Raw genomic sequence first — 12,663 nt, 5'->3', positions numbered from 1 at the left:
TGCCGCATGAGCAGCCTGTTTGAATGTAGCGTGCTCGCCCCCTCGTGGTTGTGCGAGCACCGCGACATCCTCCTCTACCTGGCGCCGTCGCTGTTGCTGGCGCTGCTGATCCGTGCTTTATCGGCGCGGCATCCCTTCTTTTTCCTCTTTACTGTCGCAGGGACTATCTGTCATGAGCTGGCGCATTTTGTCGCCGGGCTGCTGACGGGGGCGCGGCCGGCCGCGTTCACCGTGATTCCACGCCGCGTGGGGCAGGGCTGGGAGCTGGGATCGGTGCGCCTGACGCGGGTGCGCTGGTATAACGCGGCGCCGTCGGCGCTGGCGCCATTCGTGGTGGTGGTGCTGCCGTTTATCGTGGCCTGGTGGCGCACGCGCACTGGCTTGCATTTCCAGTGGGTCGACGTGGCGCTGGCGTTTGCCGTGGCGCCGCAATTCCTCGCCTGCTGGCCCTCGAGCACCGACTGGAAAATCTCGTTGCGCTCGTGGCCCTACCTGCTGATTGCCGCTCTGGCCTGGTGGGCGGTCACGCTGTGGCGCTGAGGCGGCGGCGCAGCCAGCGGATCGGCGCGCCGACCACCGGCAGCTTTTGCAGCAATTCTTCCGCCGCATCCCAGTAATCGCGGTGCAGCGTCACCAGACCCTCGTTGTTGAAGCGGAAGTGCGAGCCGCCCTCGATCTGGTACTCGCGGCCGCGCAAGGTGCAGACGAAGGTCCAGGTGGCAAACGCCTGTTCTCCCTGCGCCATGCGCTCATGAATGATGAAGTGCGGGTTCCCGGTGTGCTCGAACATGTGACGCATGATGGTTTCGATGGCGTCCACGCCGCGTACGTTATTGAAGGGATCGCGGAAGTGGGCGTCGGCTGCGTACAATTCGGCGGCGCGGCTGATGGTGTGCGGCGTCAGCGTGGCGTACCAGTCGAGCAGGGCGTTCAGTTGGGTCATGTGCGTACCAGTCGTGAAATCAGCGGGAAGCGCAGGCGGTAGGGCAGCCAGCGCGCCAGTTTAAGCGCCAGCGTGAAGCGGCGCGGGAAATGGATTTCGAAGCGTCCCGAGGCCAGGCCGCGGCGGATCGCGCGTGCCGCCGCTTGCGGTGTTTGCAGGGCCGGCATGGCGAAGTCGTTCTTGGCCGTGAGCGGCGTTTGCACGAAGCCGGGGTTGATCAGGTAGACGCTCAGGCCGCGCGGGCGCAGATCGACGTACAGCAGTTCGGCCAGATTGATCAGCGCCGCTTTGCTGGGACCGTAGACGCTGGCGTTGGGCATGCCGAAGTAGCCGGCCACGCTGGCCACGATGGCGATGCCGCCGCTGCCGCGCGCCAGCATGTCCGGCAGCACGGTGGACAGGCCGGTGTAGACGCTGCCCAGGTTGGTCTGGAGCGTGCGGGCGGCGCCCTCGGGATCGACTTCCCAGCTGCGTTCCGGATGGTATTCGGCGGCGCAGAAGACGATCAGGTCGATGCCGCCGAACAGTTGGTTGATTTGCGCGTGGCGCTGGCGCCAGGCCTGGGCGTCGAGGATGTCGAACGGCGCGACCAGCGCCTGCGGGTGGCCGGCGGCGACGGCTTGCAGGCGTTCGCCGCGTCTGGCGGACAGCGCCACGCGGGCGCCGGCTTGCAACGCCTCGGCGGCCAGCGCCGCGCCGATGCCGCTGGAGGCGCCGATGACCCAGACGCGCAGTCCGGCCCAGTCGCGCAACTGCTGGTTCAAGGCGCGCATGCGCGTCTCCGGAAGGTCAGCGTGACCTGGCCTACTTCAAAGCCGAACTTGCGCATGCTGGCGCGGTTCATCATGGTGCAGCGGTCGATCAGGAACATCCAGTCGTCGAACTGGACTTCGTAGGTGGTGCCGTCGACCGGCAGCAGCAGGGTGTATTGCCAGCGCAGGGCGTTGCCGGCCACTTCGCCTTGCGCTTCGCCCTTGACGTCGGCGGCGGTGCCGTGCCACAGGCCGTCGCCGGCACGTGTCAGGTTCCAGATGCGCTGCTGCCTGGTGCCGTCGTCGTAGCGGAAGCGCTCGTCCAGTGTCAGCTTGTTCTGTTCCTGCGCGCCGGTGATTTCGACATGGAAGCACCTGGCCACTTCGCCGTTCCTGCGCTGGAACATGCCCCAGGCGTCTGTGGTGCCGTTGAAGTATTCGGCCAGATCGAGCGCCGGTTGCACCGACTTGTATTGCTGGACGTCGGGACCGGCGCAGCCGGCCAGCATGGTGGCCAGCAGGATGAGGTATCGCGGTTTCATGTCGGGCTCCTGAAGGTGGCGATGGCGAGCAGTTTGAGCAGGCAAGGCAGGACGGCGTAGGCCAGCACCAGCGGCGTTGCGGCGCCGGTGCCGGGCTGGTAGTCCAGCCAGGCGAGCAGTGGCAGCGACAGGCCGGCAAGGGCGAGTGCCAGCTTGCCAAGCAGCGTGAACAGGCCGAAGCCGGCCCCGGGGCCGAGCCGTTCGCCCAGCGCTTCGGCCAGCAGTGCCGGCGGCAGCGCCAGATCCGCGCCCAGCGCCAGGCCGGCGGCGATGCAGACGGCGCCATAGGCCAGCAGATCGCCCGGCCCCAGCAGCGCCGCGCCGCAGAAGCCGGCGACTGACAGCAGCATGCCGAGCCGCCAGCAGCGCTGTGGTCCGAGTCGGCGCGCCAGCGCGGTCCACGCCGGCAAGCCGCAGGCGGCCGCGCCGAAGTAGCAGGCCAGGAAAATGCCGGCCAGCTGCGGAGCGCCCAGTTGGTCGTTGATGTAGAACAGCGCCAGCGTGGCGGGAATCGCCACCGCCAGCGCGTTGATAAAGTAAGGCAGCAGCAGCGTGCGCAAGGCTTGGTTGTGCATGACTTCGCGCACCGTCTCGCGCCAGTCGCCGCCGGCGCCACGCGGCACTGGCGCGGGTGCGTGGCGCAGCAGGGCCAGCATCGCGATCGACAGCAGCAGCGCGTAGCCGATGCTGTAAGCGGCCAGCCGCGTGCGCAGCTGCGCCGCGTCGCCGGCCAGAATCGCGGCAGGAATCAGGCTTGCCGCCAACATGCCGGCCAATCCCAGGCCTTCGCGCCAGGCGATCGCGCCCAGCGCGCCTGGCGCGCGCGCCCCAGCCCTCGTGCCCGTTGGGCTTAAGACGCGCTGTGTGACCGCCGCGCCCGTCGCGATGACGCCGCGTTCAGAGGGCGTTGCCTCGTCCGCACCAAGGGCCTCCGGCACCCGGGTCGTTGCGGGCAATTGGGCGCCCCATGCGAGATAGGCGATGTTGACCAGGCTGTGGGCGCCGTAGGCCAGCACCAGCATCACTGCCAACCATGCGCCCGGCGCGGCGGCTTGCGGCGGCAGCCACAGCGCGGCGAAGGTGAGTGCCAGTACGGTCGCGCCCAGCAGCATCCAGCGTCGGCGTTGCATCTGGGTGCGGTCGAGCAGGTGGCCGAGCAGCGGATCTTGCAGCATGTCCAGCAGGCGCGCCCCAAACAGCACGCCGCCGAGCGGCGCCAGCGCGACGCCCAGATGCGTGGCGTAGTAGGCCGGCAGCTGCACGAACAGCGGCAGTGCCGCCATCGCCAACGGTGCGCCCAGCAGGCCGTAGGCGGCGTTGCTCATGGCGCAGATCCCATCAGGCGCTGGCGCAGCTTCCGGTCACGGCTGTCCGGATTAAGCCAGATGTCGAAGAAGGCGCGTGCCAGCGTTTCGTCGTCCAGCTCCGCCAGCAGGCGCTGACGGTCGTACAGCCGCATGCCTTTGCCGGGCAGATAAACGCCGGTCAGTTCGTCGCCTTCGGCCACGTCGATGAACGCCGTGTCGAGCAGCGCTTCCCAGCGCGTGAGCGTCGCAGCGGCGACAGGTGCGGGACTGAGGCGGCGGATTTCATCGATGCTGGTGCGGACAAGGCGTTCGCGGCTGATGCTGCGGTAGTAGCTCAGTTGCAGCGCGAACGGTTGCGTGGCATCGAACGGGCGGCTGGCCGACCACAACGTGGCGCGGTAGATGCGAAAGCCGAACCAGCTCATGTCGCCGCCGCCCAGCGCTTGCGCTTGCGGTATCAGCGCGCGCCAGTCGGCCGTGGCGGTCGCAGCAGAGGCGACGCCTGCGCCGGCGGCCGCCAAGGGCAAGCCGGCCATGGCCGCCAGCATCAACGCCGCGCCCAGCAGACGCCTAGCGTTTGTGGAGCAGGAACTGGACCACATCGGTACGCCCCTCGTCAAACGCCGCTTCGCAATACGCGAAATACAAATCCCAGATGCGCATGAAGTGATCATCGAACCCTTGCGTCATCACGTGCGCGCGCGCGGCGTGGTAATCGCCGCGCCAGCGCCGCAGCGTTTCCGCGTAGTCGCGGCCGAAGGCATAGGGCGCCTCGCTGTGCAGGCCGGCACGTGCAGCGTCGCGCTCAAAGCGCTCCACACTTGGCAGCATCCCGCCGGGGAAGATGTATTGCTGGATGAAGTCCGTGCTGCTGCGATAGCGCGGGAAGTGGCGCTCGCCGATGGTGATGGACTGCACCAGCGCTTTGCCACCGGGCTTGAGCCGCGCCTGCACGGTGTCGAAATACTGCGGCCAATACCGTTCGCCGACCGCCTCGAACATCTCGATCGACACCACCGCATCGTAACTGCCATCGATATCGCGGTAATCGCGCAATTCCAGCCGCGCCAGATGGTCCAGGCCCACCGCCGCAATGCGCTGCTGCGCGATCTGCAACTGCGACGGCGAAATCGTCAGGCCATGCACATGAATGCCCTGGCGCGCCGCATGCTCGGCAAATCCGCCCCAGCCGCAGCCGATTTCCAGTACACGGTCGCCGGCGCGCAGGGCGAGCGTGTTGATAACGCGTTGATATTTGCGGTACTGCGCTTGCTCCAGTGGCATGCTGTAATCGCCATCGAAAATCGCCGCCGAATAAGTCCAGCTGCGGTCGAGCCACAGACGATAGAAATCGTTGCCGATATCGTAGTGGCTATGGATATTACGGCGGCTGCCGTTGCGTGTATTCGGCCGCAGCCAGTGACGCAGCCGGTACCAGCAACGCGCCAGCACGCCGCCAAAAAACGCCGGCTCCAGCGCCGCCTCGTTGCGCAAGGCCAGCCGCAGCAGCGCCACCAGATCCGGACTGTCGATCCAGCCGCCGCCCCAGGCCTCGGCCAGACCGATATCGCCGGCGCGCAGGATGCGGGCGCAGGCGCGCCAGTCGTGCACTTCCAGCGTGGCGCCGGGGCCGTTGTGGGCGTCGCCAAACACCATGCGCGTGTGGTCGGGCGTGATCAGTTCGAGGTGGCCCTGGCTGATGCGGCCCAGCAGATTCAGGAATAGCCGGGCAGCGGCAGGCGCAGTCTGCACGGTGGTCGACAATGTTTGGCTCATCGGAGCGGCTCCTCGTGGACGGTGATGTGAGTGGCGGGACGCGGGGGCTTGCGGAACAAGGGCACGCCCTTGATCCACAGCCGCAAGGCCTGCCAGTGAATGCGCAGCACGACGCCAAGGCCCAGCAGTGGATAGCGCAGCAGGGCCATGGCCAGCGTGCGGTCGCGCAGCGGCTCGGCGCGGCCGGACAGCGTGGTGCGGATCAGCAGGCCCTGGTCGTCGTGGTAGTCGATGCCGGTGCGCGGGCGCGCGCCGGCCAGATGGAAGCGGAAGCGGTAGCCGCCCGTGAGCGGGCAAAACGGCGACACGTGCATCTGCTTGACGCAGATGGCCGTGCCGTCAGCGCCGATGTGCAGCAGGTAGCAATGGGTTTCGCCGAAGGTGTTGTTGACCTCGGCCAGCACCGCGCGCAGCTGGCCGGCCGCGTCATGGCAGTGCCAGAAGCTGACCGGGTTGAAGGCGTAGCCAAACACGCGCGGGAAGGTTTGCAGCCAGATCTCCCCATCGGCGGCGATGTGGTGCGCGGCCAGCTGGGCGCGCATCCATTGTTCCAGGCTGGAGCCGTCGCGCGGGCCGTAGTCGCGCGTGCGCAGCGACAGTGGCCGGCGGCGGTCGACGCCAAACCAGCGTGACTGGCATTCCTCCAGCCGCGCCAGATTCAGGCGCACATAAAACACCGGGTAGACAAAGCGGTTCAACACCGGCCGCAGGCGCGCGTGCATCACGCGGGCGTGGATCAACTGGGCGGGCGCGTTCATGGCAGCGTGGCCCAGGCAGGCGCGGCATCGAAGGCGGCGGCGATGCGCAAGGCCGACTTCAGGCCGTCTTCATGGAAGCCGTAGCCGGTCCAGGCGCCGGCGTACCACACGCCGTCTTTGCCTTGAATCTCAGGCAGCGCCTGCTGCGCGTCGATGGCCGGCTGGTCCATGATGGGATGGTCGTACTCAAAGCGCGCCAGCACCGACGCGGCGGCTGGCGGTGTTGGCGGATTCAGCGTCACCACCACGGGCTGGCTGAACGGCAGGCTTTGCAGCTGGTTCAGCCAGTAGCTGACGCAGACCGGGCGGCTGCCATCGGTCTGGCGCGTCGACAGGTAATTCCAGGCCGACCACACTTTGCGCCGCCGCGGCAGCAGGCCCGCGTCGGTATGCAGCCAGGCGGTGTTGGGCTGGTAGCGCACCGCGCCCAGGATAGCTCGCTCGCGTGCGCTGGCGTCGGCCAGCAGGGCGAGCGTGGCCGGAGCGTGGGTGGCGAACACCAGTGCGTCGAACACCTCCGGCGCGCTCTGCGTGCCGCTGCGCAGTTGCACCTTGCCGTCGAGGCGGCGCACCTCGTGCACCGGCGTGTTCAGCCGGCAGTCGGACAGGGTAGCGGCGATGGCTTGCACGTAGTTGCGCGAACCGCCGCGCACGGTGCGCCATTGCGGCCGGCCATTCACCTGCAACAAGGCGTGGTTGAGGCAGAAACGCAAAAAGGTCGCGGCCGGGAAATCCAGGATGTCACGCGGCGAACTGGACCAGATAGCGGCGGCCATTGGCAGCAGATAGGCATCGCGGAAGGCGCGGCTGTAGCCGTGGCGGTCCAGCAGTTGGCCGAGCGTGGCGCCATCCGAGGTGCATTCGGCGAGAAAATCCCCGGCGCGGCGGTTGAAATGCAGGATGTCGCGCAGCATGCGCAGGAAGGATGGCGAGGCCATGTTGCGGCGCTGGGCGAACACGGTGTCGAGATTGGTGCCGGCCCATTCCAGTGCGCCGTCATCCATCGACACGCCAAACGACATGTCGCTGGAGATGCTGTCCACGCCCAGTTCGGCGAACAGGGCGATCAGATTAGGATAGGTCTTTTCGTTGTAGACCAAAAAGCCGGTATCGACGGCGCGGCGCTGGCCTTCCAGTTCGATATCCACAGTGTTGGCATGGCCGCCGAGATAGCTGCCGGCCTCGAACAGCGCCACGTCGTGGTGGCGGTTGAGGAAATAGGCAGAGGCCAGGCCGGAGATCCCGGCGCCGATCACGGCGATGCGTTTACGTGGTGGTGTCATTGGATAGGGTGGCGTTTTTATACCGACGTGATAATATTACTACCAATAAATCAGAAACGCTACTGATTAGTAGCGAAAATTTACCGATGAGTATTCTTTCCAAATTCAGCTTCAAAGACCAGGCTTTCAAGCTGCGCGAAAACGCTATCCTGGACGCCGCCACGGCCGTGCTGGGCAGCAAGGGCTATGACTTGATGACCATGGATGATGTGTCCGGCGCGGTGGGGATTTCCAAGCCCAGCCTGTACAAGCATTTCAAGTCCAAGGAAGAGCTGGTGGGCGAGGCCATGATCCGCTTGCTGGACGGGGCGATCGAGCAGGTGGCGGGACTCGACCCGGCGATGGGGCCGGTGGAGAAGTTGTCGGCCTTGCTGGAGTGGGCGCTGCGGGTGCGCCTGAACGACGGGCTGCCGTTTTTGCCGTCCACCAGTCCGCATGTACGCGATATGTTGATGCGCAATGTGAAGTACATGCTGCGCGTGGTCAAGCTGAACCGTCAGCTGGAGGGCTTGGTCAAGCAGGGACAGAAGGAGGGATTGCTGAACAAGGACTTGCCGTCCGACGCCATCCTGTTCAGCTATTACGCACGGACCTGCGATCCGGCGGTGGAGTATTTAAAGAAATTCAGCAAGATGGCGGACGACGATATCGTCCGCCACATGCTGGCGATGACCTTTGACGGGGTCAGTGGGCGGCGTTGAGCTGCCAGGCCTGATATTGAAAAGCATATTGGGCACGAGGAAAATACGATTGGTGCTTTCAAGTGTTGCCGGGAACAATTTGTCGACCATTGTTGCGATCGCGGAAAGTACGGCGATGGCGGCAATGGCCTATCCCATTTCCACTGGAGGAGCACCGATGAAAAGAATATTGCTATATATCGCCATGCTGGTCGGACTGACCAGCATATTCGCTTGCGCGCACGCGGCCACCCCGATCACCATCAACACCAGCGTGCAGTACAAGATCAGGAATGTTAACAGCGGCCTGGTGCTGGGCATTGACGGCGCCAGCCAGCAGGCCGGGGCCAAGGTCGTTCAATGGCAGGACAACGGCACCACCGACCACCTCTGGCACTTTATGCCGATGGGGAATGGCCAGTACAACATTGAAAATATGTTGACGCATCAGGTGCTGGGTGTCGCCAACGCTTCCACCGCCGACGGCGCCCAGGTCGTGCAATGGTCCGACAACGGCACCCGGGATCATCTGTGGACCGTCACCCAGGCCGCCGACGGCAACTTCCTGATCCAGAACGTCAACAGCGGCAAATATCTGGAAGCGTACATGGCCAGCACGCTGAATACGGCCACCATCGACCAGTGGGGCTCGACCGGCTGCACCTGCCAGGAATGGCAACTGGTGAACACCCAGGTCAGCCCTTATCCGGCGCCGCGCACAGTGGCCGGCAATGGCATCTTCGTGCACGACCCGTATATGCTGCGCGACGGCAGCGGCAAATACTGGCTGTATGGATCGCACCAGACTTTGGCCACCTCGACGGACGGCGTCAACTTCTCGATGTACACCAACTGCACCACCGCGCAGATGGGCGGTTACGCGCCGAACTGCCCGCCGATCGGGCCGGATTTCAGCACCTGGAGCGGTTTGCAGACGCCGAAGGGCTGGAACAACGGCGCCAACACCGACATTTGGGCGCCCAGCCTGATGTTTGTGAACGGCACCTATTACCAGTACTACTCGATCCCGTATTTGCCCAGCACCGGCGCCGAGGCCGTGATCGGCGTGGCCACCAGCGCATCGCCGGCGGGACCATGGGTCGACAAGGGTTTTGTCACCAAGTCCTGGAACAGCAGCACCACTGCGCCGCCGGCGGGCTTCTGGGCCACCACGGACAATGCGATCGACCCGGCGCCTTTCCTTGATGCCAGCGGCAACTGGTGGATGGCGTGGGGCTCGTGGACCGATGGCACCCACTTGATGCAGCTCGACCCCGCGACCGGGCTGAAAAAAGCCAACACTTCCGTGGTCACGCTGGCAAAACGGGGCCAGCCATCGGCGGGCGAGGAGGGGCCGTTCATCTACTACTACAATGGCTATTACTACTACTTCGCGCCGATCAATGCCTGCTGCAATGGCACGACCAGCACCTACCGCACCATCGTCGGCCGCGCCACTAGCGTGACCGGTCCATACGTTGACCGCGGCGGTGTAGCGCTGACTGCCGGCGGCGGCACCATCCTGGTCAGCACCCACGGCAACATCATCGGCCCGGGCGGCGGCAGCGTCTTCACCGACACCGGCAATAACAACACGCCGACGTTCGTCTATCACTATTACGACGGTAACAATGGCGGCCGCGCCACGCTGGCCATCAATCAGCTGGGCTTTACCGCCGATGGCTGGCCGTTCATCAAATAAAACTGTTGCGAAAAAGCAGCCCAGCCGGCGTGTGAGCCCGGCTGGGCCTGTCGGGATTTCCTGAATTTGCCGTAGGGATTTCCGTCTTCCCGCCGCCGGCCCTTGGCTAAAGCCTGCGGCGGGAAACCCCGATGTCAGACCGGATATCAAGTCCGCCGAATAATTGATTGGATTGCAAAACATCGTGTTGCCAATATGGATCTGGCAACACCCGTGTAACGATTCATATAACAATTATTGGGAGACTTATGCATCATTCCTCAACGGGCCAATGCGCGCCCCGGCATTACACCTTTACGCTCAAGGCAAGCGTCGCCTCCCTGTTGGCCACCGGTCTGCTGACCGGCGCCTCGGTCTGGGCACAGGACCAACCCACTGTCACACCGGACAGCAACGTGGTGCAGGTGACCGGCGTGCGCAAGGCGGCGCAAAGCGCGCAGACAATCAAACGCAACGCCGACGAGGTGCTCGATTCCATCGTCGCCGAGGAGGCCGGCAAGTTCCCGGACAAGAACGTGGCCGAGGTGCTGGGGCGCGTGTCTGGCGTGCAAATCCGCCGTGAATTCGGCGAGGCCAGCTCCGTCATCGTGCGCGGGCTGCCCGGCCTGGTGACGCTGCTGAATGGCCGCGAGGTGTACACCGCCAACGGCCGCAGCCTGTACCTGGCCGACATCCCGACCACCATGCTGCAACGCGTGGATGTCTACAAGACCCAGAGTGCCGACATGGTCGAGGGCGGCACCGCCGGCGTGATCGACGTGCGCACCTCGCGTCCGTTTGACTTCAAGGGCTTCACCGCCAACATCAATGGCCGCGTCGAGCACCGCGACAAGTCCAAGGCCGACGATCCCCAACTGTCGGGCATGGTGTCGAACCGCTGGAAAACCGGCATCGGCGAGATCGGCGTGCTGGCCGGGCTATCGTTCCAAAAGGGCACCTATCACGACGAGGTGACCTGGAACTCGCCGCCGGACAAGACCGTGACCAGCGACCCCAACATCACCGGCCCGTATGACCTGGGCCACGTCAACTATACCGGGATACGCAATCGCTGGGCCGGCAACTGGGCGGTGCAATGGCGCCCCAACCGCGACGTGGAAGTGTATGCCGAGGGCTGGTCCACCCGCATCGATCACGACGCCGAGCGCCAGTTCTTCGTCGGCCACCAGGGCTGGCTGGCCCAGCCATGGACGGCGAGCGGCGACATCGACTGGGGCAATGCGCTGCGCACCAATCCGACGTACACGCTGTTCCCGGGGACTAATCAGATCGCCACCATCAGCGCCACCCGGCCGGCCGGCAACTACCACTTCTTCACACTGAGTTCCAACCAGACCCCGCAGGACGACTCGACCGGCCACCAGGGCGCCGTCGGCGCGCGCTGGAACGTGACCCCGGAGCTGCGTGTGACCTCCGAGCTGGCCCGCACCTACACCCACTGGGAACAGTCCTTGCCGATCATGGAACTGCTGGCCGACCCGCCGGCGGTCACCGGCAAGACCTACGTCAATGGCGGCGCCTGGTTTGACTATCCCGGCTATAACATGATGGACCCGAAGAACTATCGGATGGGCGCCTTCCTCGACCTCTGGCAAGCCTCGCGCGGCGCCTCGAACGACTGGCGCGCCGACGCGACTTATAACAACGGCGACGAGAGCTTCTTCCGCGAGTTCAGCGCCGGCGTGCGTGTGGCGAAGCGCACCTCGTCGTATATGCACGAAAGCAATGGCTTCATGGGGCCGCGGTTCGGCATGCCCGACATCGGTTCGGTGCCGGGCATGGCCTGTCCCTCCATGCCGCTGGCGAACGACTACGGCATGAACCAATGGCTGGTGGTGTGCGCCGACTACCAGCACGCCAATCTCGACGCCACCCGCAAGCTGTATGGCCGCAGCGGCAAGAGCGATCCGGACCCGTTCTCGCTGTACAACAACCAGGAGGACACCCGCGCCTTCTACGGCAAGACCCGCTTCGGCTTCCAGGCAGGCGCCATCCCGGTCGAAGGCACGGCCGGCGTGCGCCTGGTGCGCACCGAGCTGGATGTGAATGGCTTCAGCAACGTGAACAACACGCCGGTCGCGGCCAACCGCAAGAGCTCCGACACCGACGTGCTGCCGAACCTGACCATGAAGGCGCTGTTGAGCAAGGACTGGATCGCCCGCTTCAATGCCGGCAAGGCCATCCAGCGGCCCGATTTCGGCGCATTCAATCCGGGCCAATTCGTCAGCTCGGCACCCGACACCCTGGGCGTCTACGACGGCAACGGTGGCAATCCGGACCTGAAACCCATCGTCGGCAAGAACTACGACGCCTCGCTGGAGTGGTACTTCGCGCCGACCGGCAGCATCACCGCCACGGCCTTCAAGCACAAGTTCGAGAACTATGTGATCAACAAGCTGGCGATGGAAACCATCGATGGCAAACAGGTTCGCATGACGCGTCCGCGTAACGTCAACGACGGTGAGCTGAAAGGCGTCGAGCTGGCCTACCGCCAGTTCTATGACTTCCTGCCGGGCTGGCTGAGCGGCTTCGGCACGGAGCTGAACTACACCTATATGAAGGGCTACCTGGAGGATGAGGGCAAGCGCAACCCGTTCGTGGGCATGTCGAAGAATGCGTACAACATCGTCGCCCTGTATGAGCGTGGCCCGTGGTCCGGCCGCCTGGCCTACAACTACCGCGGCAAGTTCGTGGATGCGTACAACTACCGCGCGCTGGGCTTCGACCTGATCGTCGATCCGATCGAGACCGCCGACGCGTCGGTGTCGTACCGGATCAACGAGAACATGGGCGTGACCTTCGACGTCGAGAACCTGCTTGACCGGACCTACCACGACTACCATGGCATACCGAGCAATCCACGCGATATCCGCCGCTATGACCGCGTGTTTGGCTTGACGCTGCGCTGGAGGATGTAAGC

The 12,663-nt window shown here is 65.0% G+C and carries 12 protein-coding genes; 4 read left to right on the top strand and 8 right to left on the bottom strand.

Annotation, left to right across the window (positions count from 1 at the left end; translation table 11 throughout):
* Positions 1-6: 6 nt before the first annotated feature.
* Positions 7-540: a hypothetical protein gene (locus GM676_RS19935; RefSeq protein WP_155465638.1), complete on the top strand. Its 534-nt coding sequence runs from the start codon at positions 7-9 to the stop codon at positions 538-540.
* On the opposite strand, the gene GM676_RS19930 is transcribed toward GM676_RS19935, so the two are convergent.
* The 8 genes from GM676_RS19930 to GM676_RS19895 are packed head-to-tail and all read right to left on the bottom strand — an operon-like array spanning position 524 to position 7,361.
* Entirely contained in the window at positions 524-943 is a 420-nt protein-coding gene (locus tag GM676_RS19930) for a nuclear transport factor 2 family protein (protein ID WP_155465637.1), read from the bottom strand. The two genes, GM676_RS19935 and GM676_RS19930, sit on opposite strands and share 17 nt — an antisense overlap.
* Positions 940-1,716 carry an SDR family NAD(P)-dependent oxidoreductase gene (locus tag GM676_RS19925; protein WP_155465636.1) on the bottom strand — a complete coding sequence of 259 codons (777 nt, stop codon included), beginning with the start codon at positions 1,714-1,716 and terminating at the stop codon, positions 940-942. The genes GM676_RS19930 and GM676_RS19925 overlap by 4 nt, the downstream gene beginning before the upstream one ends.
* Complete coding sequence (locus GM676_RS19920) at positions 1,704-2,237, bottom strand: DUF3833 domain-containing protein (RefSeq protein ID WP_155465635.1); 534 nt, start codon at positions 2,235-2,237, stop codon at positions 1,704-1,706. The genes GM676_RS19925 and GM676_RS19920 overlap by 13 nt, the downstream gene beginning before the upstream one ends.
* Positions 2,234-3,562, bottom strand: coding sequence for an MFS transporter (locus GM676_RS19915; RefSeq protein WP_155465634.1), 1,329 nt, complete (start codon positions 3,560-3,562; stop codon positions 2,234-2,236). Before GM676_RS19915 ends, GM676_RS19920 begins: the two co-directional genes overlap by 4 nt.
* Positions 3,559-4,092 (bottom strand): chalcone isomerase family protein, encoded by a 534-nt coding sequence (locus GM676_RS19910; protein WP_155465633.1) that lies wholly within the window; start codon positions 4,090-4,092, stop codon positions 3,559-3,561. Before GM676_RS19910 ends, GM676_RS19915 begins: the two co-directional genes overlap by 4 nt.
* A 22-nt stretch (positions 4,093-4,114) precedes the next feature.
* Complete coding sequence (locus GM676_RS19905) at positions 4,115-5,320, bottom strand: SAM-dependent methyltransferase (RefSeq protein ID WP_155465632.1); 1,206 nt, start codon at positions 5,318-5,320, stop codon at positions 4,115-4,117.
* Positions 5,317-6,078 (bottom strand): DUF1365 domain-containing protein, encoded by a 762-nt coding sequence (locus GM676_RS19900; RefSeq protein ID WP_155465631.1) that lies wholly within the window; start codon positions 6,076-6,078, stop codon positions 5,317-5,319. Before GM676_RS19900 ends, GM676_RS19905 begins: the two co-directional genes overlap by 4 nt.
* On the bottom strand, positions 6,075-7,361 hold the full coding sequence (locus tag GM676_RS19895) for an NAD(P)/FAD-dependent oxidoreductase (RefSeq protein ID WP_155465630.1): 1,287 nt from the start codon (positions 7,359-7,361) through the stop codon (positions 6,075-6,077). The genes GM676_RS19900 and GM676_RS19895 overlap by 4 nt, the downstream gene beginning before the upstream one ends.
* Positions 7,362-7,447: 86 nt before the next feature.
* Here GM676_RS19895 and GM676_RS19890 point away from each other — a divergent pair, with 86 nt between their 5' ends.
* The 3 genes from GM676_RS19890 (at position 7,448) to GM676_RS19880 (ending at position 12,661) form a co-directional block, all read left to right on the top strand.
* Positions 7,448-8,062, top strand: coding sequence for a TetR/AcrR family transcriptional regulator (locus GM676_RS19890; protein ID WP_155465629.1), 615 nt, complete (start codon positions 7,448-7,450; stop codon positions 8,060-8,062).
* A gap of 157 nt (positions 8,063-8,219) precedes the next feature.
* Complete coding sequence (locus tag GM676_RS19885) at positions 8,220-9,743, top strand: family 43 glycosylhydrolase (RefSeq protein WP_170304327.1); 1,524 nt, start codon at positions 8,220-8,222, stop codon at positions 9,741-9,743.
* A 248-nt stretch (positions 9,744-9,991) separates the two neighbouring features.
* On the top strand, positions 9,992-12,661 hold the full coding sequence (locus tag GM676_RS19880; protein WP_155465627.1) for a TonB-dependent receptor: 2,670 nt from the start codon (positions 9,992-9,994) through the stop codon (positions 12,659-12,661).
* Positions 12,662-12,663: the final 2 nt, after the last annotated feature.

The sequence above is a fragment of the Duganella radicis genome, assembly GCF_009720825.1.
Classification (GTDB): Bacteria; Pseudomonadota; Gammaproteobacteria; order Burkholderiales; family Burkholderiaceae_D; genus Rugamonas; species Rugamonas radicis.
The sequence above is the reverse complement of the archived record's forward strand: the minus strand, read 5'-3'. Positions and strand labels throughout refer to the sequence as shown.